Origin of the sequence: Bdellovibrio sp. HCB337 (assembly GCF_047302465.1) — a bacterium.
Classification (GTDB): Bacteria; Bdellovibrionota; Bdellovibrionia; order Bdellovibrionales; family Bdellovibrionaceae; genus JACMRP01.
On the sequence record NZ_CP178621.1, the window covers coordinates 2,072,731 to 2,097,432 of the forward strand.

Annotated in this window: 27 protein-coding genes; 15 read left to right on the plus strand and 12 right to left on the minus strand. The window is 44.1% G+C overall.

Features of this window, described 5'->3' with window-relative positions; genetic code table 11:
- Positions 1-50 precede the first annotated feature (50 nt).
- The 6 genes from ACLWBB_RS10010 to ACLWBB_RS10035 form a co-directional block, all read right to left on the minus strand.
- Positions 51-1,187, minus strand: coding sequence for a BamA/TamA family outer membrane protein (locus ACLWBB_RS10010; protein ID WP_413291503.1), 1,137 nt, complete (start codon positions 1,185-1,187; stop codon positions 51-53).
- Between the two features lie 99 nt (positions 1,188-1,286).
- Positions 1,287-1,796 carry a hypothetical protein gene (locus ACLWBB_RS10015; RefSeq protein WP_413291505.1) on the minus strand — a complete coding sequence of 170 codons (510 nt, stop codon included), beginning with the start codon at positions 1,794-1,796 and terminating at the stop codon, positions 1,287-1,289.
- A gap of 11 nt (positions 1,797-1,807) precedes the next feature.
- Complete coding sequence (locus ACLWBB_RS10020; RefSeq protein ID WP_413291506.1) at positions 1,808-2,332, minus strand: hypothetical protein; 525 nt, start codon at positions 2,330-2,332, stop codon at positions 1,808-1,810.
- A gap of 3 nt (positions 2,333-2,335) precedes the next feature.
- Positions 2,336-3,121 carry a TIGR02147 family protein gene (locus ACLWBB_RS10025; protein ID WP_413291507.1) on the minus strand — a complete coding sequence of 262 codons (786 nt, stop codon included), beginning with the start codon at positions 3,119-3,121 and terminating at the stop codon, positions 2,336-2,338.
- A gap of 170 nt (positions 3,122-3,291) precedes the next feature.
- Entirely contained in the window at positions 3,292-4,185 is an 894-nt protein-coding gene (locus tag ACLWBB_RS10030; RefSeq protein ID WP_413291508.1) for a hypothetical protein, read from the minus strand.
- Positions 4,186-4,312: 127 nt separating this feature from the next.
- A complete protein-coding gene (locus ACLWBB_RS10035) occupies positions 4,313-5,632 on the minus strand; it encodes a trypsin-like peptidase domain-containing protein (RefSeq protein WP_413291509.1) in 1,320 nt (439 codons plus the stop codon).
- Between the two features lie 291 nt (positions 5,633-5,923).
- On the opposite strand from ACLWBB_RS10035, the gene ACLWBB_RS10040 reads away from it, so the two are divergent.
- The 4 genes from ACLWBB_RS10040 (at position 5,924) to ACLWBB_RS10055 (ending at position 9,619) form a co-directional block, all read left to right on the plus strand.
- Positions 5,924-6,754: a hypothetical protein gene (locus ACLWBB_RS10040; protein ID WP_413291510.1), complete on the plus strand. Its 831-nt coding sequence runs from the start codon at positions 5,924-5,926 to the stop codon at positions 6,752-6,754.
- A gap of 327 nt (positions 6,755-7,081) precedes the next feature.
- Positions 7,082-7,921, plus strand: a complete 840-nt coding sequence (locus ACLWBB_RS10045; RefSeq protein WP_413291511.1) for a hypothetical protein — start codon at positions 7,082-7,084, stop codon at positions 7,919-7,921.
- A gap of 205 nt (positions 7,922-8,126) precedes the next feature.
- Complete coding sequence (locus ACLWBB_RS10050; protein WP_413291512.1) at positions 8,127-8,957, plus strand: hypothetical protein; 831 nt, start codon at positions 8,127-8,129, stop codon at positions 8,955-8,957.
- Between the two features lie 239 nt (positions 8,958-9,196).
- On the plus strand, positions 9,197-9,619 hold the full coding sequence (locus tag ACLWBB_RS10055) for a hypothetical protein (RefSeq protein ID WP_413291513.1): 423 nt from the start codon (positions 9,197-9,199) through the stop codon (positions 9,617-9,619).
- A gap of 1 nt (position 9,620) precedes the next feature.
- On the opposite strand, the gene ACLWBB_RS10060 is transcribed toward ACLWBB_RS10055, so the two are convergent.
- Both ACLWBB_RS10060 and ACLWBB_RS10065 read right to left on the minus strand, forming a co-directional pair.
- A complete protein-coding gene (locus ACLWBB_RS10060) occupies positions 9,621-10,691 on the minus strand; it encodes a serine hydrolase (protein ID WP_413291514.1) in 1,071 nt (356 codons plus the stop codon).
- Positions 10,692-11,255: a hypothetical protein gene (locus ACLWBB_RS10065; RefSeq protein ID WP_413291515.1), complete on the minus strand. Its 564-nt coding sequence runs from the start codon at positions 11,253-11,255 to the stop codon at positions 10,692-10,694.
- Positions 11,256-11,766: 511 nt separating this feature from the next.
- Here ACLWBB_RS10065 and ACLWBB_RS10070 point away from each other — a divergent pair.
- Together ACLWBB_RS10070 and ACLWBB_RS10075 are read left to right on the plus strand one after the other, a co-directional pair.
- Positions 11,767-12,255, plus strand: a complete 489-nt coding sequence (locus tag ACLWBB_RS10070) for a tyrosine-type recombinase/integrase (RefSeq protein WP_413291600.1) — start codon at positions 11,767-11,769, stop codon at positions 12,253-12,255.
- The gene (locus tag ACLWBB_RS10075; RefSeq protein ID WP_413291516.1) at positions 12,252-13,190 is read left to right on the plus strand and encodes a CPBP family intramembrane glutamic endopeptidase; all 939 of its coding nucleotides are present in this window, start codon (positions 12,252-12,254) and stop codon (positions 13,188-13,190) included. Before ACLWBB_RS10070 ends, ACLWBB_RS10075 begins: the two co-directional genes overlap by 4 nt.
- Position 13,191: 1 nt before the next feature.
- Here the strand turns inward: ACLWBB_RS10075 and ACLWBB_RS10080 are convergent, their stop codons facing one another.
- Positions 13,192-14,127, minus strand: a complete 936-nt coding sequence (locus tag ACLWBB_RS10080) for a trypsin-like serine protease (protein ID WP_413291517.1) — start codon at positions 14,125-14,127, stop codon at positions 13,192-13,194.
- A gap of 134 nt (positions 14,128-14,261) precedes the next feature.
- Positions 14,262-14,603, minus strand: coding sequence for a hypothetical protein (locus tag ACLWBB_RS10085; RefSeq protein ID WP_413291518.1), 342 nt, complete (start codon positions 14,601-14,603; stop codon positions 14,262-14,264).
- Between the two features lie 221 nt (positions 14,604-14,824).
- Here ACLWBB_RS10085 and ACLWBB_RS10090 point away from each other — a divergent pair, with 221 nt between their 5' ends.
- The 9 genes from ACLWBB_RS10090 to ACLWBB_RS10130 all read left to right on the plus strand — a co-directional run bounded on the left by ACLWBB_RS10090 (position 14,825) and on the right by ACLWBB_RS10130 (position 22,167).
- Positions 14,825-15,439, plus strand: coding sequence for a TIGR02466 family protein (locus tag ACLWBB_RS10090; RefSeq protein ID WP_413291519.1), 615 nt, complete (start codon positions 14,825-14,827; stop codon positions 15,437-15,439).
- Positions 15,440-15,441: 2 nt separating this feature from the next.
- Positions 15,442-16,182, plus strand: coding sequence for an ABC transporter ATP-binding protein (locus ACLWBB_RS10095; protein ID WP_413291520.1), 741 nt, complete (start codon positions 15,442-15,444; stop codon positions 16,180-16,182).
- Positions 16,179-16,943, plus strand: a complete 765-nt coding sequence (locus tag ACLWBB_RS10100; protein WP_413291521.1) for an ABC transporter permease — start codon at positions 16,179-16,181, stop codon at positions 16,941-16,943. Before ACLWBB_RS10095 ends, ACLWBB_RS10100 begins: the two co-directional genes overlap by 4 nt.
- Positions 16,944-16,946: 3 nt before the next feature.
- Positions 16,947-17,888: an ABC transporter substrate-binding protein gene (locus tag ACLWBB_RS10105; RefSeq protein WP_413291522.1), complete on the plus strand. Its 942-nt coding sequence runs from the start codon at positions 16,947-16,949 to the stop codon at positions 17,886-17,888.
- A complete protein-coding gene (locus tag ACLWBB_RS10110) occupies positions 17,888-18,448 on the plus strand; it encodes a GNAT family N-acetyltransferase (RefSeq protein WP_413291523.1) in 561 nt (186 codons plus the stop codon). Before ACLWBB_RS10105 ends, ACLWBB_RS10110 begins: the two co-directional genes overlap by 1 nt.
- Positions 18,445-19,623: an NAD(P)/FAD-dependent oxidoreductase gene (locus tag ACLWBB_RS10115; RefSeq protein ID WP_413291524.1), complete on the plus strand. Its 1,179-nt coding sequence runs from the start codon at positions 18,445-18,447 to the stop codon at positions 19,621-19,623. The genes ACLWBB_RS10110 and ACLWBB_RS10115 overlap by 4 nt, the downstream gene beginning before the upstream one ends.
- A gap of 110 nt (positions 19,624-19,733) precedes the next feature.
- The gene (locus ACLWBB_RS10120; protein ID WP_413291525.1) at positions 19,734-20,369 is read left to right on the plus strand and encodes a hypothetical protein; all 636 of its coding nucleotides are present in this window, start codon (positions 19,734-19,736) and stop codon (positions 20,367-20,369) included.
- A complete protein-coding gene (locus ACLWBB_RS10125; RefSeq protein ID WP_413291526.1) occupies positions 20,366-21,001 on the plus strand; it encodes a hypothetical protein in 636 nt (211 codons plus the stop codon). Before ACLWBB_RS10120 ends, ACLWBB_RS10125 begins: the two co-directional genes overlap by 4 nt.
- Complete coding sequence (locus ACLWBB_RS10130) at positions 20,986-22,167, plus strand: hypothetical protein (RefSeq protein WP_413291527.1); 1,182 nt, start codon at positions 20,986-20,988, stop codon at positions 22,165-22,167. Before ACLWBB_RS10125 ends, ACLWBB_RS10130 begins: the two co-directional genes overlap by 16 nt.
- A 58-nt stretch (positions 22,168-22,225) precedes the next feature.
- Here the strand turns inward: ACLWBB_RS10130 and ACLWBB_RS10135 are convergent, their stop codons facing one another.
- Positions 22,226-23,041 (minus strand): BON domain-containing protein, encoded by an 816-nt coding sequence (locus ACLWBB_RS10135; protein ID WP_413291528.1) that lies wholly within the window; start codon positions 23,039-23,041, stop codon positions 22,226-22,228.
- Positions 23,042-23,224: 183 nt separating this feature from the next.
- Positions 23,225-24,523, minus strand: coding sequence for an OmpA family protein (locus ACLWBB_RS10140; protein ID WP_413291529.1), 1,299 nt, complete (start codon positions 24,521-24,523; stop codon positions 23,225-23,227).
- Positions 24,524-24,702 lie beyond the last annotated feature (179 nt).

Below are 24,702 nucleotides of genomic sequence, written 5' to 3' on the forward strand. Positions count from 1 at the left end.
CTTTTGAGTAAAAAGACTAGCAGTTATGCTCTGCAATAGTTTTTGCTGAATTAGAACGCTTCCCCGATCAAAAAATAAGCACCGGTTTCTTTGCCTGCGAAACCTACATCAAGACGCAGTTTAGTCCTGTTTTCGGGGTCTAAAGTGTAATGCACACCTGCGCCTGCAGAGTAAAAACTATCTGCATGATTTAGGTCGCTTATTTTCGTAGCCATGCGCGCGATGCCTGCAAAACCCGCATAGGTCCACTTGTCATTTTTCTCATAGCGCACTTCGGTTTGAAACATACCAACGGCTTTGTCCCGGTATTGCCCCGAGTAATAGCCACGCATACGTGAGCCGCCGCCAATAGAGTTCAAATACTGAAAGGGAACTTCGTCGCCTTGGATTTCTGAGGCCATGAGTTGTCCCGCTGCGACCCAGCGCGGAGCCACCGTCACATACTGTCTGAAGTCAAAATCGATTTTGTTAAAGCGATCGATTGACTTATTGCCCTCACGATCTTTGGGATCGAAAAAGCTTTGATGAACACGGTACAAGGATCCTTGGCGAGGACCTTGGGGGTAATCACGTTCATCCCACTCTAAGCCCACATTCCCTGAAAAAACCTGCAGACTTGGCGTTAGTAACTGAGTTTCTGCTTGAATCAAACCGCCATCTTCCGAATCGATGATCTTACGAAGGTCTTGACCAAGTCCCCCGCGAATAAACAAGTGAGAGTAAATATTTTTTCCAGCATTCGCAGAGAGCAAGAAAATATTCTCGGTGTATTTTTCAGGAGTACTTAACGAGTTGTCTACTCCCCGACCATAATACTTATTGGGGAAGTAGCTATAGTAGATAGTACCGCCCAAGTCCCACGAGCCTTTATCGAAATACAAGCGTGGACTGATGCTAGTCATGACCTGATTATTGATAGTGACCGATGCGGTTGCCATGACATTGGAGGTCCGGCCTTCTTTTTCTTTCCATAGATTTTTGATCAGTAAAACCCCACCGGCAAGCTTTGTTTCAGGGGTGTAATAGGCAATCGGTAACCAAATTAATTTTTTGGAGTAATCTTCTTTAACGACGGTTTCACTCGCTATCGGCTCTGGTTCATAAGTATCTTGAGCAAAGCTTGTAGTGAATTTCGTATTAGCGATAGTGACTGTCGCCACGATCACGCTCAGAATGATTTTTCGCATTCTTAAACGGTACGTAATCTCGAAGATGTAATCAATATCAAAATAAAAAGCCCGGGGATTTTTCCCACGGGCTTTTACGATCTCTCTTTTTAAATCAAATTACTCTGCTTGTCGGACAAGCTCTTCGAGAGCGTTCAGTAGATTGATCACTTTTCTGTCCGCTAGTTTGGCATTTTCGCGAGTATATTGCTTGCAGGCTGCTTTTTGAGCGATCTTAATGACAAGACCAGATTTATAAACTCTATCCGTGCTTGTAGGAGCATCATAACATCCTCTTTGTTCCGGATTCGGTTCGATTAAATCTCCTGGTTGGATAGATTGAATATTCTTTTGCAGCTTCGTTAGCTGCTTCACCGTGAGCTTCATTACGTGGGTGATTCTTGGGTCTTGTTCGCCCACAAACCACTCTGCTTTTAGCACAGTTCCGTCATCCGTTATCTGAATGCTGCGACCGTGAGAATGTCCTGGAGGTGGAGGATAACCGCCGCCGACTGTTCTTTCAGCAATGATTGTTGCTCGATATGGAGGTCCAGCCTGAGGACCTTCATTTCCGGCAAAGCTAAGGGACGCAAACACTAATACAAGCGAGGATAAAAATATTTTTTTCATAAATTATTCCTTTAATTTGCTTTAACTAGATCGTTAGCAATCTGCTCGATTGCATTGAGAAGGTTGATCACTCTTGCATCAGCAGCGGTCGCATTTTTGCGGCCGTACGGTTTGCAGTCTGCATTTTGTGCGATTTTGATTTCAACGCCGTTTTTGTAAACCGCATCAGATGAAGTCGGAGCATCTTGGCAACTAGGAGCTGCTGGATTTAGGTCAAACAAGTCACCCTCCTGGATCTGATTGATAAGCTGTACTAAATTTGCCAACTTTTTCTGTGAAAGAGTCAAGATAGACATCTTTCTTGGTTTAGCGCCACCAAACCACTCCAATCTAACAACAGAGCCATCAGATAGAACTTGGGTTTTTCGAAGACCAACAGCACCTGGGGGCACAAAGCCGCTAGAGAGAACACGCTCAGCTAATACTGTTACTGTCTTAGGACCTGGATACTCAGGAGCCGCTTGTGGACCTTCGTTGCCCGCGAAGCTTACGGAAGCAAATGCCACTACTAGCATAGATAAAAACATCTTTTTCATAAATTATTCCTTTTCTTTGGTAACGGGGGTTACCGGACAAAGTTGCAATGTAAAATTATAAACTGAAGAAGGGCTTCCTTTGATTTCCAACTCCGCAACAAGCTCGCGGCGGAAATCACGGATACGTTGACGAGCATATTCCATTTGAGATGGATCCAAAGTAAATGTCATCGATGAAACATCTCTGACTGAAATAGGATCACGATCAATAGAATCAGCAGCTAGCTGTAAAAGCTGCTTGTGGAATTTTTTAGTAGCGACTGTTGAAATCGCATTATCAATTTTTAAAGGTTTGCCTGATTGGCGCCACTTGCCGTCGTCACCTTGCTCGACAAGACTTAGGCGCTGTAGGCGCTCCATCGCAAGCTTTGCGTTCAGCGGATTAATACCAAGTCTTTGTGAAATCCACTTAGCTTCAAAAACTGCTTCCGGCAGTTCTAATAAGCTTAAGATCGCATAGTGATACCATTCTGAAATCACCTCGAAGGAATCCAAAGAGAGAGTTTGATAATCGTCGGCTTCAATTTTCTTCTTAGCCGCCATTAGGGCCAAACGCTGCTTAGGTCCCAACTCTAAGTGATCAGCAAGTTTTAAAGCAGCCTTTTTAGATAAAGGCCGTTTTCCTGAAAGCACCAATGAAAGAACCGTGTGACTGATCCCAGTGGCTCTTGCAAAAGCCCTTACTGAGTACTGCGGGTTCTTTGCGCAACGGTCAGCCAGGGTCTTACGAAGAAGCTCTGTCGGGTCGATACGCTTGAGCAGTGATGCTTTAGATTCCGTCTTTTTCATGGGCCTGTTTATAGCCGAAGACCCATTTTTCTTCTAGGTATTTGAAAACAAAGTGGTTTCAAATTTTTGAAAGCAGGTGGAATTTTCAAAGGCAAGAGCACTTCTGCAAAAGGACTGAACACAGAGAGTATTTCCCTCTGTGTTTTGACCTCGCCAAAGCTAATAGACGCTTAATTTGTAGGCGGAATCGCAATAAGGCCCGATCGGTACTTCTCGGTACGGGTCCAACGAGGACCGCCGCCAGTTCCAAGTGGATTAAAGTCACTGATTTCAAGGTTATCAAAGGCATTTAGATTACGCACGCTATGAGCCTCGATCACCTGACCGAATTTACCTGGAAACACGTGATAACCCGCATGAGCTGTCCCCACAAAGAAAGGGGCCTGTTTGAAGGACTCCGGCACCGTGGTTTTAAAACCTACCAAGGTCTCAGCATCATCAACGTGGACTCCATAATAGTTTTGTTTCTTCATGACTAAGGAATATCTGTAGGCGTGACCACCCCATACCGGCATCCAAACTCTGCCTGGGGCTAATGGAGTGAGCTTCTGATCATCAAGATCCCATGCCTTGTTATTTTCAGGATTTGGATTCCAATAGAGGACCTTCCAGCCCAATTGGCTGAGCATGTTTTGTAGGTCCGTTCCGAAGAAGTTGTTATTGATGGCAAGAACGTTATGGATTTTCTTCCAAGTCTTTTCCATCCCCGCCTGCTGAAAGCCGCGACCTAGACATTTGATAGTCAAACCAATACAGCTTGTCGGAGTTAGTTCCGAGATCAAATGCGCTGGAGCTCCGTATTTCTCGAGCTGCATTTTAAGACCTGCAGTTGTCTGATGTTCTGGCTTACGATTTCCGTAGTACTTTGAAATATGCCACTTGTTATAAAACTGCACGTGATCGTCATAGATCTCGTCTAAGCAGGCGCCTGCAGTTTCAGTGATAATGTTGATATTTTGTTTGTGAGTCTGAATTTCTTGTTCCGTGAAGGAAGCACTTTGGACTTGAGCCATCGCTACAGAACTGATCAAAAAACCTGTCAAAGCACCGAAAATCGTTTTCATAGACACCTCAGAGGGATTTACTAGCAATTTCTAATCCGCTCTGAGGGCTACTATAATGCATCTAAATGTAGAGGGCTTTGACACCAGACGCCCTCTGACACCGACACAAATTTGAGAACAAAATCACTTACTTCAGAATAACTTTCCATTCTCGGAGTGTTCCAACATCTCTGGAAAGACTATCGACAACTTTAAGTCTCCATGTACCTGCCGCTGATGATGAAAGTGGCGCTAAGCTAGTCTCGGAAGTAAGCGCTTCGCCAAAGACTCCTTTGATATCTCTTGCACGACCACCCTTGTTTTTGCGAAGGATATAGGATTTCCCACTCGGAGAGATCAAAGTTAAAGTAAGATCCCCTACGTACGTGTGTTCAATGTCGACACCGATCAAAACTTTTCTTCCGGCAACGGCTTCGCTAACTTGAATGCTGGACTCTGCACCTTTAGCGTTGTTATCCGGAATCGCGGCACTGGCTTTTACACTATAAACTCTTTCAACCGGCACTGGACTTGGGGAAGGTGATGGACTCGGAGCCGGTGTCGGTGTGGGACTTGTTGGCACTTCAGGAATAAGCGCAGCCACTTGGTCTATACGGGTCACATCTTCACCCCTACATCCATCAGCGGGACAACGATTTGAAACGTAGCAAGAGCCTTTAGAGATGAAATCCGTATCACCACGAACAAGGATGCCCACGATCTCTCCCGTTTCTGAATTAAAGACTCCAGAACCAGAGTTTCCGCCATAGGTATCAAGGTTCGTCACAAGATGTGCTGGTTGGACTTTGCGAACTTTTCCGCCGCTTGCTACTTTTGTTGGAAGTCCAGACGGGTGACCAATCACAGTTAGTGCATCCCCTACTGCTGCGACCCTCGACCTTTGTAGTTTAAGTACTTCATGACCAACAACAGGACGATCGGTTTCAATCAGTGCATAATCTGAACCTGCACCTTCAAGTTTGCGCGAAACAATGCGTTTGCACGAGTAAACTTCGCCTTGAGCCACTGTCACAGGATATTTTCCAAGTTGTTTCACGGCATAGCCAAAGACAAATCGCACATCCGCGCAATCGCTGGCGTCTTTAATACAGTGACCAGCTGTAAGAATCAGATTCGGTCCCACAAGTGATCCAGAACAAAAGGCCGCAGCTGGTTGGTCATAGAATACTTCAGTGCTACATAGCAGCTGCTGACTTCCATAGGTTTCTGCCGGAAGCCCAAAGACACTCGCGCCTTGAGCTTTTAAATTCGAACTCTCAATCAAGGCGACTGTTGAGTCCGCGAGCTTTTTATTCAAAGCATTGGCGACATCATAAAGATCTCTTCGATCATCATCGCCATAGATTAACTTGTCGGTGACTTTTTGATCCTGGGTTGTTGTTGTGTGTTCCCCCTCGGGGGCACAGGCTGATAATAGAACTAAAAATAGAATAGCAAAAATAGGCATCCGTCCTCCTTGACAGTTTGCTAGATGGAGGACTCCTGAAGATCCCAATTCGGTTAAAAATAGTTTACATCAGTTTGTACGCAGAGTGTGTTCGGAACAGATCCCACCCTATTTTGGGGACCGTAAAAACGGCGTTTGTATAAAGGCTGAACACTAAAATCGCCACGTCCTCACATAAAATAGATCTCGCGGTGGCTTAAAACTCGCAAATACAGGGAATCGCAGAAAATAGAAATACATTTTAAAGCCTTTGTTCCGAACATCGGTTTTAAAGAATTAAGGAGTTTTATTATGAAAACAAAATGGATTTGCATGACTCTTGCGGGTGTTATGACTTTTCAAAGTGTTGGCTTTGCAAATGTAGATCGCACCTCTGGCGTTGCCAATCAATCGATTGCAGCTGCTCAGCAAAACATGGAACAATTAAAACAGCAGATCGCTGCTTTTGATAAAGCCTTAGAGCAAACCGAACAAGAGATCCTTAATAAAGACAATTCTGGCAATGTCACAAACGCTATTACTTTGGCTGGCACGGCTGTTGGTGTGGCTCTGGCAGGTCTTACGGTTTATTTTGTAAAAACAAATACTAAGACCGGCGACCCGGCTCTTTTCGCTGCAACTGCTTCAGTGGTAGTAACCGCTGCTGCTGGCTTAATGGGTATCGTAAACTCAAACCAAAAATCTGCAGCGGATATTGATGCTGCTCAATTAGAACTCGAAAAGACAGAGAAAAGCATCGATCAAGCCTTGGCAAACACTACGGATTCTCAACAAAGAGAGGCGCTTTCTAAGGTTAAAGGCGATGTTCTAGAGGTTAAAAAAGCTCTAGCAATCTATAAAGAAGACGGTTCTGACTTATCACGTAACAGAATGGCCGCTCGTGTTGCTCAGTTTACAGGTGCTGTTCTTATTGCTGGTGGCTTTGTTGTTGGAATGTCTTTCCCGTCTCAACGTACTAGTGTTGCTAGTGTGACTTCCATGGCAGCTCTTGGGCTCGGCAGTGTCGCTTCTGCCGGAGGAGTTCTTGCGAATATCGTAACAAGTCTTCAGTCTTATAACTCTGAAGCTGTTTTGAAAGAGATTCGCCTGACTCGTTCAGCATTGGCTGATATCAAACTTTAAGTTTTAACTTAAAGCAGAACTTGATTTTCAAAACGGAGGCCCTTGCCTCCGTTTTTTTTATTTTCACGTCTCACTGCGCGCTCCACAAAAAGCGGTGGGATCATAAGCTCTTGAATTTACTATCGTTACGCCAGAAATGACGTGCCCAAAAAGCCCATCTGCGGCGCCTGAAAAAAATTTGAACACAAAAACTCAGCTCAGATCGTCATTAAGCTCTTTTGAATTCGGCACAGTGATCGCAAAGAAACCAGCGAAACTAAAACAATGGCCCATCAAAGTCTCTCCCCCTCAGGGACTGGGTCCTAAATATTATTAAGGAGTGATTCCATGAAAACAAAAGCTATTAGTCTTACAGTTGCAGGTGTTATGGCCTTCCAAAGTTCTGCTTTCGCTAATATTAGCCGTACTGCTGATATCGGTAATCAAGCAATCTCTACAGCTAAGCAAAGCAATCAAGAACTTAAAGCTCAAGTTCTTGCTTTCGATGAAGCTCTTGCACAAGCTGAAAGCGATATCGTTAACAAGGAAAAAAACGATAGCGTTTCTAATGCAATCACTCTTGGTGGCGCTGCTGTCGGCGTAGCTTTGGGTGCTCTTTCTGTAATGAGTGAAAAAAGAATGTTGGGTAGTTTCTATCTTGGTACAAACGCATTGATCCTAACTTTCGCAACGGCTGTTGGCGCTTCTGCTATTTCTAACGTAAGCGGTCTTTTGACTGTGAATCAACCTACAGCTGCAGATATCGATAAAGCTGCTGAAGAACTTAACAAGACTCAAGCTGAGCTAGAAAAAGTTATTGCAAGCTCTGAGACTCCAGCTCAAGCAGAGATGCTCGCGCGTCTAAACGAAGAGCTTAAAGAAACAAAGTCGGCGTTGGCTGCATATAAGCAAGATGGTTCTGACCTTACTCGTAACAGAACAATGGTTCGTCTTGCTCAATTTAGCGGAACTGTTGTGGCATTTGCGTCTCTTATCGGTGGCAGCAAAGTTAGCAACCCTCTTGTTAAAAATGTTCTTAAGAGCACGTTTATTCTGGGCACTGTAGCTTCTGCTGGTGGCCAATTGGCTAGTATCGTAACTGGTATGCAGTCTGCTGATACTGAGAACGTTTTGAAAGAAATCAGAGAGACTCGTAAAGCCGTTAGAACTGCTTTGGCTGGTCTTTAATTCTGAATTTCTCTAAGACTTAATTCTAAACCGGAGGTTTCAAAGCCTCCGGTTTTTTTTGTTTTTATAGCCCCATAAAGGCCCCTGTTTAAAAGATCAACAGAGCCCCCTGCGCGAGAACACTCTAATACCACTTCATGGCGGCATAAAGATCGCAGATAAACCAGCGGGTTAAACCTTAAAGGACGTATAAAGGAGTGCTTTTATGAAGACAAAAGCTATCAGTCTTACAGTTGCTGGTGTTATGGCTTTCCAAAGTGTTGGTTTCGCGAATCCAGACCGCACGGCAGATATTGGTAACCAAGCTATCTCAGCTGCTCAACAAAGCTCTGAAGACCTTAAAACTCAAATCCTTATTTTTGACGATGCTCTTGCAACTGCTGAAGCCGATATTATCAATAAAGACAGCGTGGGTACTGCAAATGGTCTGACTATTGGTGCTGCAGCCCTGGGTCTCTTCTTAGGCGGCGTTGCCGTTTATACCTCAAAAGCATCTATGCGTAATGCGACGAATGCGACCATTCTCGCTATAACTGGCGGTGTTATCGCAACAACGCTTTCAAACGTAACTGGTATGCTTACTATTAGAAAACCTACGGTCGTGGACATCACGAAAGCGCAAGCTGAACTTGATAAAACTCAAGTCGAGCTTGAAAATGCTTTGGCCAATTCACCAAACCCAGCTCAGACAGAATTGATTGCGCGCTTAAGCACAGAAGTTCAAGAGACTAGAAAAGCCTTAGGCATTTATAAAGAAGATGGTTCTGATGTTTCTCGTAACAGAACTATTGCTCGCATAGCTCAATTTGCTGGTACTGCGGCGGCTGTGTCTTCTTTGGTGATTTCGGCGAAAGCTAAAGTGACTGGTTCTGCACAAACAACTCTTCAAACAGTGATGATCGCGGGTGCTTTGGTTTCAGCTGGTGGTCAAATTGCTAGCATCATTACCGGCGCTCAAAGCCCTGACACGGACAATGTTTTGAAAGAAATCAGAGAAACTCGCAAAGCGATCAAAGACGCTCTTGCTGGTATTTAATAATTTTCCCTTGAAATTACTCCCCGAAACCGGAGACTAAAATCTCCGGTTTTTTTTATTTTAATAATCCATTCCGTATGTTTTCACGACTTTACTCAGCATCAATGACTGCGACTGAATAGGCAAAAGGCCTGCTCCTCGAACACTTTATGAGAAATGGCATTATTTCTGAGCCCTTTGTCACAAAAAATGAAATGCTTTCCTAATGTAGATCAGAGTTATCTTTCAAGGAGATATAAATGAGATTTTTGGCCGCGCTACTTTTAGTTCCAGCTCTTTCTTGGGCCCACGGCGAAGACAAACCAGGCCCTCACGGAGGCCACATCAAAATGCCCGGCGCTTTTCATGTTGAGCTCAATATGGATAAAGACCAAAGTCTCCATATCTTTTTGTTGGACATGGAATTTAAAAACCCAACAGTCAAAGATTCGAAAATTGCAGCGACGGCTCGCCATAAAAAGTCTTTGATTAAATTTAATTGCTCAGTGATGGGAAGTAATCATTTTCATTGCATCCCGGAAAAGAAATATCCTGCAAAGGGAGAGATCGTTATTCAAGCCACACGAGACAACGCTGTAGGCAACGAAGTAAAATATCCCCTGCCTTTAAAGAGTTTTCCGAAAGAGATTTCTGAAGACACTTCCCACGAGGGGCATCACTAGATTACTGACAAGCCGCCCAGGATTCCACTTTAGAGCGAACGGCGCGCTCCACGGCGAGCCCGTTAGGAAAGGTCGCAAGACCTCCTTCGCGGGCAACAAGGCCAAAATAGGAATTTGTGCGATCCCAAAATGGATAAGCTCCATAAGACCCCGGACTTGAAACTCGAGTGCCTGCTGTGCAGTTGAAGCTCGCACTTTGACATTCATGCCACAAACCATAGCCGTAATGCCAATCCTCACTCAAGCTCGTTATAGCTGGAGAATTTCCAATACTGGCCGTCGAGATCCGATCTGCAAGCAAAAGACTCATCGAGCTCGTATTCAGAAGGTTTCCATCTTTGAGAGCTTTTAAGAACGCCATGTATTCCTCGCCCGTCCAATGCATCCCACCTGCGAGTCGAGGATTTGTTGAAGAAGGCAGATCATACGCGCCTGAAGAAAAAAGCCCCGTCTGAGTTTTAAATTCGCTAAAAACACTCTGCCAGTTGGCGACTCCGCGTGCTTTCACGGCCATAAGACCCGCTACCTGCATGTGAGTGCCAGAATAATAAAATTCCTGCCCCGGTGTTTTGCCGTTTCCAGAATTGGTATTTGCAATATTATTCACACAGGTTTCAAAATTGGCGATGCCCGAGTTTAAACAAATGGGTTCCGACGTCAGTCCCGAAGTAAAACTTAGAAGCTGTGATAACGTCATATTATAAAGAGCTTCTGCATTCGTCAGAGGCCAACTTGTAATAAAATCCTGAGGTTTTGCCGTCAGAGTTAAATATCCGTTCTGAACAAGGCGAAGAATAATGACTGAAGTGACTAGTTTCGAGGTCGAGGCTGATTCGTAGGATGTTTGCATGGTTGAAGAACCACGATTGTACGTGAATCTTCGACCATCAGATCTTTCTACTGAAAATGAAAAATCCACATCCGTACTGACCGAAGCTAAAATCGTTGAAATATCAGATTCTAATTGAGTCGTTGAACAAGAAGTCGTGAGTCCTGCATCTTCGCCACTGTTTTTGCAGGAAATTAGAGATAAAACCGCAAAAAACATGATTCCGTGACGAAGAAACCCCATTCAAACTCCCCGAGAGGCTAAAACCAACAAAAAAGCCATGATCGCCGTTGTGCCGATCAACACATAACTAAGAATACGATGAAATCGCAGGTTTTTCAGAAGCTTTTCTTGCTGTTCCCTAAAAGAAACGCGCAGGCCTTGGAGCTCGGACTCTAAATTCTCACGCTGAGCTTTTTCCTCTTCAATACGAGACAGAGCTTTTTCGTGCAAAATTTGTGGGTCTTTACCAATGAAATATTGTGGAGTTAAACCTGGGATTTTTTCCTGCAAAGTCATATACCACTGCAAAGCCCGCCAAATATGCGGGGGAGCATCTTCCCGGCCTCGATTCCAACGCGTCCAAGCCGATGGATCGACCATCAAAAGTTGACAGATTTTACGTTGAGAAAGGCCTAAATCCGTGCGGATTTTTTCGAGATTTCCGAGCTGCTTTTGAATGACTGAAACTTGAGCCTCATAAAAGATCCGAGTTGAAGTCTTAGATCGGACCCCATCTTCAGAACCCTCAAAAAAGCCGGGAATATTTGCCTCGCGAGTGAATTTCTTTTCGTCTTCCATTTCCATGGCTACCCCTCTTGTAACGCTACGCATTCATGTTGGCATGCGTGGTATTTCACAACATCTATGTTGTGATCCGCAAATATATGCGTTGTGAATTACAATAAATGATGAATGGAAGCTCAAGAGGGGTCAAGCTAAATACTTGTTTTTATTAAAGCTTTCGTTTCCGAGGGGTCTGATAAGGGGTTTTTCAAAACAATCTAAAGCTTTTAGTTATTTTCTTTAGTACTAAATAGTGGAAATAAGGCGTATTTTTAGGTTTGAAATATTCGGAATTTTCACTTTACGCATCGCGTATATAAAATGACTCAACGCATTCACGAAAAGTCGATCCACTCGCGAGACAAATGCAACGCGTTATTAGTATCGGCATTTTCCTATCTCTTCTTTACAAAGGTCTGGGGCTTTTTCATCATCAAATAAGCACTTTTTTCCTAGGTTTTTTCATCGTTTTTTGAGGTTCATTTTGGCTAGCCCGGCAACGCGATATTCACTTAATAAAAACAAGTATCTTTTGCCGCCCGAAGTCGAAAGGCTCAAAAAAATCATCACGGATTATCAGGATAAAGACCCCCGAAATTGTTTATTGATCGACCTCGGACTTAGGACGGGGGCGCGAGCTCAGGAACTTTTGAACATTTCGATGTCGGATTTAAATACCTACGATGAAAGCGTCTTTATCCGGGGGATTAAAAGCTCCAATGACCGGGAAATTCCGCTTCATTCGGACTTCTTTAAAAGGCTTCACAGATTCGCATCTCAACAAGATGGTCGTCGTGTCTTTGGGATTACTTATGATCGGCTCTATCAAATCTGGGAGCTTTACAGACCCGTTCCAAAGAAGTTTCACTCGCTTCGACATACTTTCGCGATCGAGCTTTATCAGAAGACCAAAGATCTGCGTTTGGTCCAGGTGGCCTTAGGGCATCGGAACATCACAAACACGATGATTTACGCGGATTACGTTTATTCTCAGCAAGAACTTAGAAAGCTCATCCTTTGAAACGTTTCATCCTTAGTATTTGTATAAGCTCGTTAGTTTTAAATTCTGTTTGTTATGCGGAAGAGGCACCAACTCCACCGCCAGCCCCCGTTTACGAGAAAAAATCCATCTTCTGGACGCCAACGCTGAATATATTTTTACCGGGACTTGGCCAGGGAATGGATAACGAAACTTCGAAATCACTCTTGTTTGCAGGAGTAGGATTTACTGGCGCCTATATAGCTGTAGATGCCTACCAAAAAGAACAGAAATATCTCGAAAGTCTCAGTGGCGCCGGCAAGGATGATCTCAACTACCACGAGGACATCAAACATCAGGAACTTATCGGAAATTCGATGTACATCCAAGCGGGCTTTATGAGTGGCTGGGATACTTTCAACTCTCGCGTAAAAGCGTATCAAGCTGAAGGAAAGTTTCAATTTCTTCCGAAAAACCAAAGCGCTACTGAGTATTTAAAAGCTCCTTTTCATTTTTCCTATATGACAAGAGCCACGACTTGGATTCCGTTTTTGCTCTCGCTGGGACTTAGCTATGACTATTTGGTGAACGATCCAAGCGTTCCCGACAAACTCCACTATCGCGGCGGCGATATCGCAACGGGTATGTACTTAAGTTACAATGCGGGAACGGGTGAAGAAGCTTACTTCCGCGGAGTCTTACACCCGACTCTTTACGAAGCTTGGGGCGGCTCTGGTTGGGCAAATTTCGCTCAAGGCTTAGTCTTTGGATTTATGCATGGACCAGCACCATATCCGCAATTGATCGCAGGTTGGTATTTGGGCTGGCTCGCCGAGCGTAACGGTTTTGATCTAGGTGAAAACATCTTTATTCACGCGTGGTGGGACGTGTGGCTCATCACTGCAAGCCTGATTGCAGATCGCAGCAGCGCCAATGAAGTCTATATTCAACTTCCAACATTCTCGATGAGATTTTAGATTACCGAGTGCCTTGAATTCGCGCCGGGGACGCGCCCTGGCCTGCTCCAGAAGGGACATCCTGCAAAAGGCGTCCGTGTTCTTTCGGGTTCTTCACAAAGGAAGTGTATTTTTGAACATTCGTCCAATAATCACGTCCCCCAAAGTTGCAAAGCGTTCTCATAACTTTGATTCTTTCAGCCTCTGTCATCGTTTCTGGGGCTGGTAAAGACATAATGTAAGCAAGTTGCTCGGGGGTCATTTCATCCGCCACATTTGCTGAACTTTGTGTGGATGTTCCTGAAACTACAGCTGCATGAAACAGAACTCCATTCTTTACAGCGAAAAGAGGTCCTCCTGAGTCTGCAGAACATGTCAGTTGACCTTTCTTATGACGCGAAACCAACTCTCCGTTTTGCTCAATGTGCTCTATATCGATCTTTTCTTGCCTTAAAACACCCGCTTCAAAATTCCTCTCATTGAGGTCTGGATTCCAACCAAAAGCAGCCAGTAGAAATGAATCATTTTCGCTTGTTGGTTCGTGGTCTGGCAGCGCCTTAATTTGATGGGACTTGGGAAGTCCCTTTTGCAAGTATAGAACTGCTATGTCGGCATTTCCCAGGTCATTAGAAGACTGATAAGACTTCTCGATGTAGACTTGTTCGACTTTTGAGCTATATGTTCTATTTTGATGCTTGTTTTCGACCTGAATCTCGCTCACTTTCAGCTTTCCATTGATAATTGCATTAAAGCAATGAGCCGCGGTTACAATTTTTTTGGATTGATCTAAAAATCCTGAACAAAAAGTCTTTCCACCCACTTTGATATTCACAACAGCATTATTAAGCTCGGGAGAGTTTTCAGGAACCGGAGTCCCATCGTTATTGGGAAGGCGCGATACGGTGGCGCAGCCAAAGGTCAATGAAGTCGTAATAATCAAGAGAGCTAATCTAGGCATAGGATCAGTATATTAAAAGCTCGTTATTTAAACAGATGGGGTCTTCAAATATAGACTTTAGTAGACGTAAAAAAGGGAAATGGCCGGGAGGGGGGATCGCCGGCCATTTAGGGGGTAGAATTTAAAAGTGCAGCTTAGAACGATCTGTCAGCAGACTTGATTTCGTTCGCCAAGCGTTGCATTTGCTTTTCCTCAGAAGGACGGTAGTGAACCGTTTCTTTTTGGAAAGTCAGCATTGATTTCTTAGTTGGAGAAATCACGCTATTTGAAACCTCGTCAGAATCAGCGATCATCTCTTTTCTAGGAGCTTTTTGCTGAGCTTGGCGAGTTTCACTCATTTGTTCTTTAAGTTCATTATGAAGTTGGCTTTGTGCTTGTGAGTTCTCGTTGATCATTGCATTGAAATCCTCTACTTTTGCAGAAGAGATCGCTGGAATCATCATCACCACTACGAGTGTTAGAAGAGTTGTTTTCATATAAGTCCTCCGAGTTAAAAAATTCGTCGTATACCTAGTACTAGAGCAAGCATAGTGCCAAGCGAGCTGCGATATAATCGACTTTGAGGATGTGCCAACGTCCCACCCCGGGAAACTGCCAATTTAGGAATACAAGTGTTCAGATTCTGACTGGAAGGGGTGCATATATTCGAGCTCATGCTTGCCCGAGGGCTTTAGACGGGCTATTGTTTCAAATTGAGATGATAAAGAACCTATTTCCATCCCCTATTTACTATGCCCCTCTTGCCTCCCGTGGCCTTAAAAAGCTTAATGGCGAGTTGCTTGAGGAAAGTCTCAAATTTAGCCAGATCGATGATGCCGGAATTGAGTGGTCTGAGCAGAACTATCGCGGGGGTTATACCTCTTACGGTTCTATCGCACATCTTCATCAGGTCTCAACGACTTTTGAGGATTTGAAAACTCACATCGACAAACATGTCCGCCAATACATCAAGTATTTAGAGATGGATGTAGATCCGAAACAAATCCAAATGCGCACCTGCTGGATCAACATTATGCCGGCCGGAGCTTTTCACACGATGCACATTCATCCATTGTCGGTGATTAGCGGGACTTATTACGTACAAACACCGAAAAATTGCAGTTCTATCAAGTTCGAAGATCCACGCATGGTGGGCTTTATGGCCTCCCCGCCAAGAAAGACTAAAGCGCAAGAACGCAATCAACACTTTGTTGAACTAAAGCCTCAAGCAGGGAATCTAGTTCTGTTTGAAAGCTGGATGCGCCATGAAGTTCCGCAAAATCTCTCGGACACAGAACGCATCAGCATCAGCTTTAACTACGATTGGATGTAGTCGTGGCAGAATCAACGGTCTTAGAGCTTAAAAACATCCAAAAAAAGTTCAAGGATCGTGAAGTTCTAACCTCAGTGAATCTCAATTTACATGCCGGAGAGTTTTTGTGCCTTTTAGGCCCCTCAGGTTGTGGCAAGTCGACTCTTCTAAGATTAATGGCGGGACTCGAAGAGCCTACTCGCGGTGAAGTCATTCGCTCTACCAAAGAATTTGGTTTTGTTTTTCAAGAGGCGCAACTTTTAGCCTGGCGAAATGTTCTTGAGAACACCCGCTTACCGTTAGAGTTGCAAAAACAGCTATCCCAGGACGAGCAAAACCAAAAAGCCCTTGCAGCGATTGAAAAGGTTCAGCTAAAAACAGCGGCTGCACAATACCCGCACGAACTTTCAGGCGGAATGAAGATGCGCGTGTCTATCGCTCGCGCTCTTAGTTCTTCGCCAAAAATTCTTTTTATGGATGAACCGTTCTCAGCCTTAGATGAGGTCACACGCTTTAGCCTGCAAAAACAATTGCGTGCGCTTTGCGAGAAAGAAAATCTCAGCGTCGTTTTCGTCACTCACTCCAGTTATGAGGCTGCGTTCTTAGCAGACCGGGTTTTGATGATGAGCACTCAGCAAGGCAAGTTTGTCTTAAACGAGAAGCTTCATTATTCACAAAGCCGAAATGAAGACCTTCGAGCAAGCTCCGAATATCAAACCATGGTCGGAAGACTCAGCCAGAAGATGCAGGAGGCTTTCTTATGAAAAACTCCCGCGTTAATGTGCCAGCACTCGTAAGTTTTGCACTCTTTATTGCCCTCTTTGAGACCGCAGTGCGCTTGAGCTGGATTCCGGAATATCTTTTTCCGGCACCTAGTACGGTTCTAAATACTTTGTTTGAAAACAAATCGGACTTCACGAAAGCTTTTCTAGAAACTTTGCAAGGGTCCCTTGCTGGCTTAGTCTTAAGTATTTTGTTTGGTAATTTGTTGGCAGTTTTGTTTTCATTATCCGAGTTCTTAAAAAAATCAATTTTGCCTTTTGCCATTTTCTTTCAAACCGTCCCAATTATTGCGATTGCTCCACTTTTAGTTATTTATTTTGGTTTTGGTATGCCGACGGTGGTTGCTGCATCGTTTATCGTGTCTGTATTTCCGATCATTGCAAATACCCTCTTGGGCTTAGAAGGTGTTCCTCGTGCAGAGCTTGAGCTTTTCAAACTCTATGGCGCAAATGCTTGGCAAACCTTATGGAAGTTAAAAATTCCTTCAGCATATTCTTCTAGCTATGCGGGACTAAAGGTTTCTATCGGGCTTGCAATCATCGGTGCAATTGCTGGAGAGTTTGTCGCAGGCGGCGGCCTGGGCGCGATGATAGATTCCGCACGCACACAACAACGTATTGATATTGTTTTTGCAGCTCTTGGGTTGTTATCACTTATGGGACTTGGCTGCATCTTTTTCTTAAAAGTTATTCACAGAACTCTTCAACAGATCAGACCTTACGCTTTGAACTTAAAGGATTAACCTATGAAAATTATGTTACTCAATATTTTGGTTTCTTTGTCTGCAACGATGGTTTTCGCAGCGACTCCTACAAAAACAAAACTGGCTTTGAATTGGAAAGCAGAACCTCAGTTTGGCGGATTCTACACGGCTCAAATCAATGGCGAGTTTAAAAAACGCGGTTTGGATGTCGAAATTCTTGAAGGTGGCTCTGGAACCCCTACGGTGCAAATGTTAGGCGCTAACAAAGTCGACTATGCGATCGTCAGCGCTGAGGAAATCATCCTAGCGCAAGACCGTGGATCTAAAATCGTCGGTCTTTTTGCAACCTATCAGACAAATCCGCAAGCAATCATGACTCATGAAGCTCGTGGCTTTAAAACCTTGAAAGACGTATTTGCTTCTGAAGGCGTTCTTTCTGTGCAAAGCGGGCTTTCTTATGCGCAATTTCTTCTTAAGAAGTATCCGCAACCTAAAGTGAAAGTCGTGCCGTACTTAGGCGGTATCACTAATTTCGTAAAAGATCCGCAATACTCTCAGCAGTGTTTCTTTACGTCAGAACCACTATTGGCTGAAAAAGCCGGACTTAAAACAAAAACTTTCCTGGTTTCAGAGGAAGGCTTTAATCCTTATACAACAGTGGTTGCGGTTTCTGCGGAAACCCTAAAGAAAGATCCAAAGACCTCTAAAGCAATGATCGATGCTATTCGTGCTGGCTGGGAAGAGTATTTAAAAAATCCAGAACCTACTAATAAACACATGGCTGGAATCAATAAATCAATGGATGCTGAGACCTTTGCAAAAAGCGCCACAGCTCAGAAATCTTTGATCGAAACGACAGAGACCAAGCAAAAAGGTCTGGGCTTTATGTCGGAACAACGCTGGCAGGATTTGATCACACAGCTAAAAGATCTTAAAATTATTAAAAAGTCCCTAAACCCTAAAGATCTTTATCAAGCAATGTAATGGAAATTCGCGAGCTCACACTGAAAGATATTCCGGCCGTTAAAGCCTTTACTGATCAAACTATCGGTAAGAATTATTTTTCAGAAAAAGAGCTCGAAGAAAACTTTCACAAATCAGTCTCACAAGGAATCATGTGCTCCTTTGTTTTATCAGAGGGGGCAAAGATCTATGGTCTTCGCTTGGCCTACCCACCAGGCCTTTGGACTAAAGGAAAAGGCAAAAAGCTTCGCAGTGATTTATGGCAAGTTCCTGCAGACAAAGTGGCTTACTTTCAAAGCTTATTCTTAGCCTCTGAAGCTCAAGGCCAGGGCTGGGGCCCGAAGCTTTCTGCGGCATCTATTGCAGCTTTCCGCAAACTTGGAGCTGAAGCTATTGCGACTCATGCTTGGAAGGAATCTCCGAATAATTCCTCGATGCGCTATTTAACCAAGCAAGGTTTTAAATCTGTCGCAACTCACCCCGAATACTGGATTGATGTCGACTATGAATGTGTCTTAGACGGCAAACCTTGCCGTTGTACGGCTGAAGAGATGATCCTACATCTCAAGGAGAAGCCATGAGTATTTCCTATTGGTTGGATCGCACGACGAGCTCTTCAAAGAAAACTTACGACTATGTGATTGTCGGTGGCGGGATCGCGGGACTTTCAACCGCTTATTGGCTGCAAAAAGAACAACCGCAGGCAAAGATCGCCCTTTTAGAAAAGAATCGCATAGGCTTTGGCGCCTCTGGCAGAAACGCAGGCTTTGTAACCTGTGGATCGACAGAGCATTTTATGAAGCTTAATTCAAAATTCGGAACCACCAAAGCCATCGATATCTGGAAATTCTCTGAAGAAAACCGTCGCCTTTTGTTAGAACAAATCATTGAAGATAAAGCCAGCGATGTCGATTACCAACAAACTGGATCTTGCACTGTCGCCCCAAGCGATACTCACTGGGAAAAATACAAAGAAATCGCGCAAACGATGAGGACTCATGGTCTGGATGTTCAAGAAGTCCAGTCAAGCGCGATGGAAAGCGACTATGGCGTCACTGGATTTACTGGGGGCATTGTCTATCGCGGAGATGGATTTGTACATCCTGTGAAGCTTTTAGAGCGTTTAAAAGCAAAGCTGAAGATAGATATCTACGAGTCTACAGAAGTCTTCAGTATTCAGGATAAAAAACACATTCAAGAAGTCAAAACGGACCACGGGGTTTTTGAAACTCCGAAGGTTTTATTAACACTCAATGCTTACCTGCCATTGGTCTTGAAAAATTTCGCAAAACTCATCACTCCTAATCGCGGCCAAATTCTAGTGACTGAACCTCTACCGAAATTCGTAAAGGGACCTTGTTATCTGACGAAATACTTATGTTACTTTCGACAACTACCAACCGGACACTTGCTGATTGGTGGGTTTAGAAATCTATCGATAGAAACTGAAAATAGCTTGATGGATCAAACGACGGAAGTGATTCAAAAAGCGCTTTTGGATTTCGTGAAAGATCATTTCAAATACGGCAAAGACGCTAAAGTCGCATACCAGTGGTCTGGCATCATGGGCTTTACGCCCGACGAGCAAATGATGATCGGAGCAACACCCAATAATCCTAATATCCACTTGATGGCTGGGTGCTCAGGGCACGGAATGGGTCTTAGTTTTCATGCCGCCAAAGTCTTAGTAGGCAGTCTTTTCGGCCGCTCAACCCCAGAGCATCTCAATATTCAGCGCTTTAAAGGCTCTTTTTAGCCGCCCATAAAGCGCATTTGGCCAAGATTTCGACAGGTTAAATCTCTTATACCGTTCCACAAATGGGAACAAGGTTTGCTAAACACTTTGCGGATGCGAAGGGTATAAGAATGATCAAAAACTTTTTGGTTTTAGCGAGTGTCTTTGTTTTGGCGAGCGGAATGGCTTTGCCTCGCGCTGCTTTTGCGCAAGAACAGGATCTTCAACTCACGATTCCTGCCAAAAAGTTCTACAGCCGCCACGCTCTCAGCGTAGAGACCTTGGGCAAAGGCGGACTTTACTCACTCAATTATGATTATCTAGCATCTTTAAAATCAGCGATCGGTTTTGGCGTTTCCTATCAGTCTATCCGTGCGAAGCCGACGGTTTCAGATGCACAAATCGAGTTATTCACCTTACCCGTGTATGCGAACTTTTACTTCCCTTTCCAGGCCCATAGACCTTTCCTATCAACCGCGGTGACTTTCTTTAAAGCACATGCAACTGCCAACATTGATCTCTCGACCGTTTTCTCGGGCATGAGAATGACTTACTCTGCTGAAGGTGTCGAGGATCAAGAAATCAGTATCGATAAAGCTGATATGTCGATGGATAATAGCGTGGATTTACTTTTAGCAGTTCCTTCAGTTGGTACTGGTTACGAATACAGAACTGCCGATGGCGCCATTTTCAGAGTCCAGGGCTTAGTCTTTGTCTACGACAAAATTTTCCCTTGGGCAGGTTTGAGTTTTGGAGTGGCACTATGAAGTGGCTGACGCTCGCATTTGCGACACTTCTATTTGTGGCTTGCGATACCAATAAAGAAAATCTTCCTGGAAGCTATAAACTTGCTCCGTCAACCGAAGAAAAAGACAGCGTCTGGAAAAAATCGTACTCGATGAAGCAACTCAACGTCACGTCAGACAAGACCACTCTTGGTTTTGTTATTTCAGAGGCGGCGAAGTGGGATCTCGACTCTCACAAAGGCCAACTTAGCTATTCACTTTCAGTAAAAAATGAAAAACCCGTGATGACACTCAAAGTCTCTATCGGCGAAACTGAAAGTAGCCAAAGTCAGATCTTGAATAAAGATGCAAAAACTCCGCAAAGCTTTTCTGTGCTTATTAACGACGTAAAAGTTGAAAGCGCCATCATGTGCCGCGAGGAAAGCTGTAAAACCCTCGTTTTCTCGGTCCGGACGATCCGACAACATCCCGACATCAAATTTAACGCTGCTGCTTATGTTGCACTTTGGGAGATGAGCGAAAATGACGGAGTTCTACGTATTGAAAAGGTCGGACACTTAGAAAAGTATGACAGTAAGGATCTGTATAATAATCCTTATTTTATTTTTGATTCTTTATCGACCTCGACAAAACTCATATGGCAAACGTATTAAAACGTCTTTTTATTCTACTATTTGCAATGCCTGCGTGGTGCCAAGCCTATAGCTATTTTATTCCACAAGGACAACGCGAAGCCTTGATGGGAAATGTGGGGATCTCGCTTCCATCTTCTGAGGGCGCTCCTATTTATAATCCAGCAAGTGCTGCAGGACTTTCTTCAGATAGAATTTCAGCCAGCGGTTCTCTTTTAAATGTCACCTCTACGAAAATGGGGAATGAGAGTAGCTTTAGAGACAAAAGTACGAGCCCCTCATTTTCTCAGATCCCGGGTCTTATCACGGGTTATAACAAAACCAGCTGGGGAAATGTCGGATTCTTCATCAACACCGATTACATGCTAAGTTTTGACAAGCTCTTTGCATACAATGAAACCAATTTTACGGGCTATACCGAGTATGAAGCGTCACTAAACTCTTTGAATATCGGAGTGATTTTTGCAAATTCAGCGGAGTTCACAAAAACTCTTCAGCTTCATTATGGAATTACAGCAAGCTTAAACTCGTTAGAGATTAAGCAAAGTATATTCTCAAAAACCCATGTCCCGACTGGCAACATCTATACAGGCTCTTTCGATAACACTAACTCAAAATCGACTAATGTCCTTACACGTCTAGGACTCTTACTGAAGGATTCAAGCTATAGCGTTGGTACTTACTATCAGCCTCAAGGAAGCGTCATGACTTCCAGCTATAGTAAATTCGCTTACTCCGTTTCATCAAACGGCACTGTCTACGATGAATCGACGAACACCGGTAACGCGCTGACAACACCAACAAACTATGGACTTGGCGCCAGTATAAACCTGAAATCAACACGAATTCTTTTGGATATCAACATAGTCGAGGGAAGCATCGAAGATCAAACTGGCGAAGAAGACATCAAGAAAGATCGTACCGAAGCTGTCGGGTTGGGGCTAGAACAAGCTCTTCAATCCGGAAATAATATTTACGCAGGTGTTAGTTACTCTAAGCTACGCTCCGAGAACCCTTCAGATATCTGGTTAGTCTCTGGTGGATTTGACTACAAAATCAGTTTTATCAGAAACTATTTCGGCGCTTACTATTCGGCCTACAAAAGCCCGCCTAATGCTCAAACGAATTCTAGCGGCAGCACCGTCTCTTATGCCGGGATCATTCTTGCTTCTCAATACTCGTTTTAAAACAAAAGCCCACACCAAAAAGATGTGGGCCTTCAAACTCACACAGTGTTTTTAAAAACTAGTGAGGCGTCGTAGTCGTTGTGCTTGAAGCACCGGCTTTCTTTCCAGCCTGCTGTTGGGCTGAAGGCGAAAGTGAAGAACCCTCTCTTCTCTCACCACGATCTTCTCTAGATTCAGCTCTAGCCTCTTCTCGGCGCACACGCAGATTGTTAATAATGTCTCTGACGCCCATGGCTCTTTCAACAGCATCTTCAGCCAGATGCTTCATTCTTCTTTCAATGACAGTGCCGGTTAAGGTGACTTCACCGTCTTTAACTTCAATTTCTACTTCACTAGCATCGACTTCTGGGTGACGAGTTAACAATTCAGAAATTTCCTCTTTGATGCGATCGTCAGAACGCTTAAAGCCTTTAGGTCCGCGACCAAAGAAGCGACCAATTTCTTCGCGACGATCTTCTCTGCGTTCACGGCGATCATCGTCGTCGCGTCTTGTGCCAAAGGCCTCACGCACTTCATTTCTCATGGCATCTCTGTGAGAACGCTCTTCACCCACGGAACGATATCCAGGTCCGTTATCTGTGAACCTGGAATTGCCAAGTCCTTGGTATTCTCGATTTCCATAATCTTCGATGTGATCTCTAACATCAGACAAACGCTCACGAATGTCGTCCCGACGATCCATCCAGCGATCTCTACGATCGCTATCCATAGAGTAATCGTCTTCTCTTTCAAATCTTTCACGAATAGAACTCCTCGGACTCTCTGAAGAGCGTCTTTCGTCGCGATCAAATCTGTCGGAGCCTCTCATGCCACGACGTTCGTTTCTTTCGCCTCTTTCATTTCTGTCTTGTCTATCATGTCTTTGGTGTCTCATTTTTATCTCCTTGTAGTTAAGATGAGTTTCATCTTCTGAAGGTTCTAAAATGTTCGAGGTGTTCCCGATAATCAAAGAAGGCTGAATACTAAATCCATGAAACAATAAAGACATCCTATGAAATAACAAAAGGCCACAGCTTCCTGTGGCCTTTGACAAATGTAAATTGAAACAAGACTGTTTTTACTCAACAGCCTTTTCAATATCAGGCTGAACAATAAGATCGATACGGCGATTTTCTGCACGCCCTTTTTGAGTCTTATTATCAGATACCGGATTCTCAGATCCTTTACCGACTGCACTCACTTGAGCTTGCCCAAGCTGTCCTTGTGAAACCAAGTAATCTTGTACAGATTGCGCTCTTTTCAGAGAGATCTCTTGGTTTGCTTGTGAAGAGCCTGAAGAGTCCGTATGTCCCTCGACTGTGACTTTAGAAACACCAACAGTGCCCAAAGCTTTATCAACCTTCTCTAAAAGGCTTGCGCTTTTTTTGTTGATAGTTGCTTGGTTAGAACCAAACTGAACACCTTTCAAGCGTACCTTCACGGCATTGCCTTCAACATAAACTTCGGCTTCATTCGGTTTTAATTGCTCACGCAGTTCTTCAGCTGTTTTTAATGCCGCTTCTTTCTGCGCAAGTTCAGCTTCAGCCCCGGCCATTCCGACCGCTAGACCAGAGATAACTCGTCTTTGTTTTTCAGATTGAAGAACAAGGTCTTCTGTATTGCCTTCTTTAGTTTTCTGATTCACGGCTAGTAAGAACTTAGACTGATCTACAGCATCAGCACCCGCACGCGAGATCGCGGCAGTATTGCGTGGATTCTCTTGAATCAAAGAAAGAGCATAATTAATTTTGGACTCTGTCACTCCGTATGTTTTTGGCGCGTTTTTATCAGCGTCCGCTTTTTTGGCAAGTTTCAAGTTCTCTTGAGCCTCACCAACAAAGTTTTTAGTCACGGATTGAACCTCAAGATCCCGGTAATCCTTTGCAACGCGGTCTCCTTTTTTAGTAGCTTTACTCATATCGCCTTTTTCAGCGGAGGCCGCAATTTCTCGGGCTTCATCATCAAGCTTACTAAATTCTTTCGAGAACAATACTGGCGCATTGGCTTTCATAGCACCACTTCGTGCATCCACAACATTTTTAACTGCGGGTCTTGTCACTTCCGCCTTAGAGTTAGCTTCTGCCAACCACGCGCGAGATTCTGCGACACCTTCAAGGATTTCTTCAGAACCTTTTCCACGCACTAACAGTTCACGTGCATCATTCAATTTCACCTGAGCTCGCTGGTAACTTTTTGGCGACAAGACATCCAGATTATTGCTTTGGGCCTCATTCAATAATCTTTGAGTTGCCTCTAGCTCTTGGGATACATCCGCCGTGGATGGAATAGTTTGCACATTCGGTGGCTTGGCAGCACAAGCGGCCAACAAGCTAAGACTTACGCATAAAAGTATTCGTCCTTTTAAAGTCGAAAACATAAGAACCTCATTTCTTGTTGAAAGCACAGCCCACAAAAAAGGACTCTGCTTTTATTCTTCGATCGAAGAATATTTAGAAACGAGCGCGTTCAAAAGACAAAGTGAGATCGTTATTCTTGGTAAATTACACGCTATGAAGACTTGTCTTTTTTTCATCTTAAGTCGTCATGTTTCACTGG

What these genes read in the sequence shown, in the direction of transcription:
- ACLWBB_RS10010 (WP_413291503.1), bottom strand. Translation starts at nt 1,187, where the DNA reads ATGCGAAAAATCATTCTGAGCGTGATCGTGGCGACAGTCACTATCGCT.
- ACLWBB_RS10015 (WP_413291505.1), bottom strand. Translation starts at nt 1,796, where the DNA reads ATGAAAAAAATATTTTTATCCTCGCTTGTATTAGTGTTTGCGTCCCTT.
- ACLWBB_RS10020 (WP_413291506.1), bottom strand. Translation starts at nt 2,332, where the DNA reads ATGAAAAAGATGTTTTTATCTATGCTAGTAGTGGCATTTGCTTCCGTA.
- ACLWBB_RS10025 (WP_413291507.1), bottom strand. Translation starts at nt 3,121, where the DNA reads ATGAAAAAGACGGAATCTAAAGCATCACTGCTCAAGCGTATCGACCCG.
- ACLWBB_RS10030 (WP_413291508.1), bottom strand. Translation starts at nt 4,185, where the DNA reads ATGAAAACGATTTTCGGTGCTTTGACAGGTTTTTTGATCAGTTCTGTA.
- ACLWBB_RS10035 (WP_413291509.1), bottom strand. Translation starts at nt 5,632, where the DNA reads ATGCCTATTTTTGCTATTCTATTTTTAGTTCTATTATCAGCCTGTGCC.
- ACLWBB_RS10040 (WP_413291510.1), top strand. Translation starts at nt 5,924, where the DNA reads ATGAAAACAAAATGGATTTGCATGACTCTTGCGGGTGTTATGACTTTT.
- ACLWBB_RS10045 (WP_413291511.1), top strand. Translation starts at nt 7,082, where the DNA reads ATGAAAACAAAAGCTATTAGTCTTACAGTTGCAGGTGTTATGGCCTTC.
- ACLWBB_RS10050 (WP_413291512.1), top strand. Translation starts at nt 8,127, where the DNA reads ATGAAGACAAAAGCTATCAGTCTTACAGTTGCTGGTGTTATGGCTTTC.
- ACLWBB_RS10055 (WP_413291513.1), top strand. Translation starts at nt 9,197, where the DNA reads ATGAGATTTTTGGCCGCGCTACTTTTAGTTCCAGCTCTTTCTTGGGCC.
- ACLWBB_RS10060 (WP_413291514.1), bottom strand. Translation starts at nt 10,691, where the DNA reads ATGGGGTTTCTTCGTCACGGAATCATGTTTTTTGCGGTTTTATCTCTA.
- ACLWBB_RS10065 (WP_413291515.1), bottom strand. Translation starts at nt 11,255, where the DNA reads ATGGAAATGGAAGACGAAAAGAAATTCACTCGCGAGGCAAATATTCCC.
- ACLWBB_RS10080 (WP_413291517.1), bottom strand. Translation starts at nt 14,127, where the DNA reads ATGCCTAGATTAGCTCTCTTGATTATTACGACTTCATTGACCTTTGGC.
- ACLWBB_RS10085 (WP_413291518.1), bottom strand. Translation starts at nt 14,603, where the DNA reads ATGAAAACAACTCTTCTAACACTCGTAGTGGTGATGATGATTCCAGCG.
- ACLWBB_RS10090 (WP_413291519.1), top strand. Translation starts at nt 14,825, where the DNA reads ATGATAAAGAACCTATTTCCATCCCCTATTTACTATGCCCCTCTTGCC.
- ACLWBB_RS10100 (WP_413291521.1), top strand. Translation starts at nt 16,179, where the DNA reads ATGAAAAACTCCCGCGTTAATGTGCCAGCACTCGTAAGTTTTGCACTC.
- ACLWBB_RS10105 (WP_413291522.1), top strand. Translation starts at nt 16,947, where the DNA reads ATGAAAATTATGTTACTCAATATTTTGGTTTCTTTGTCTGCAACGATG.
- ACLWBB_RS10110 (WP_413291523.1), top strand. Translation starts at nt 17,888, where the DNA reads ATGGAAATTCGCGAGCTCACACTGAAAGATATTCCGGCCGTTAAAGCC.
- ACLWBB_RS10115 (WP_413291524.1), top strand. Translation starts at nt 18,445, where the DNA reads ATGAGTATTTCCTATTGGTTGGATCGCACGACGAGCTCTTCAAAGAAA.
- ACLWBB_RS10120 (WP_413291525.1), top strand. Translation starts at nt 19,734, where the DNA reads ATGATCAAAAACTTTTTGGTTTTAGCGAGTGTCTTTGTTTTGGCGAGC.
- ACLWBB_RS10125 (WP_413291526.1), top strand. Translation starts at nt 20,366, where the DNA reads ATGAAGTGGCTGACGCTCGCATTTGCGACACTTCTATTTGTGGCTTGC.
- ACLWBB_RS10130 (WP_413291527.1), top strand. Translation starts at nt 20,986, where the DNA reads ATGGCAAACGTATTAAAACGTCTTTTTATTCTACTATTTGCAATGCCT.
- ACLWBB_RS10135 (WP_413291528.1), bottom strand. Translation starts at nt 23,041, where the DNA reads ATGAGACACCAAAGACATGATAGACAAGACAGAAATGAAAGAGGCGAA.
- ACLWBB_RS10140 (WP_413291529.1), bottom strand. Translation starts at nt 24,523, where the DNA reads ATGTTTTCGACTTTAAAAGGACGAATACTTTTATGCGTAAGTCTTAGC.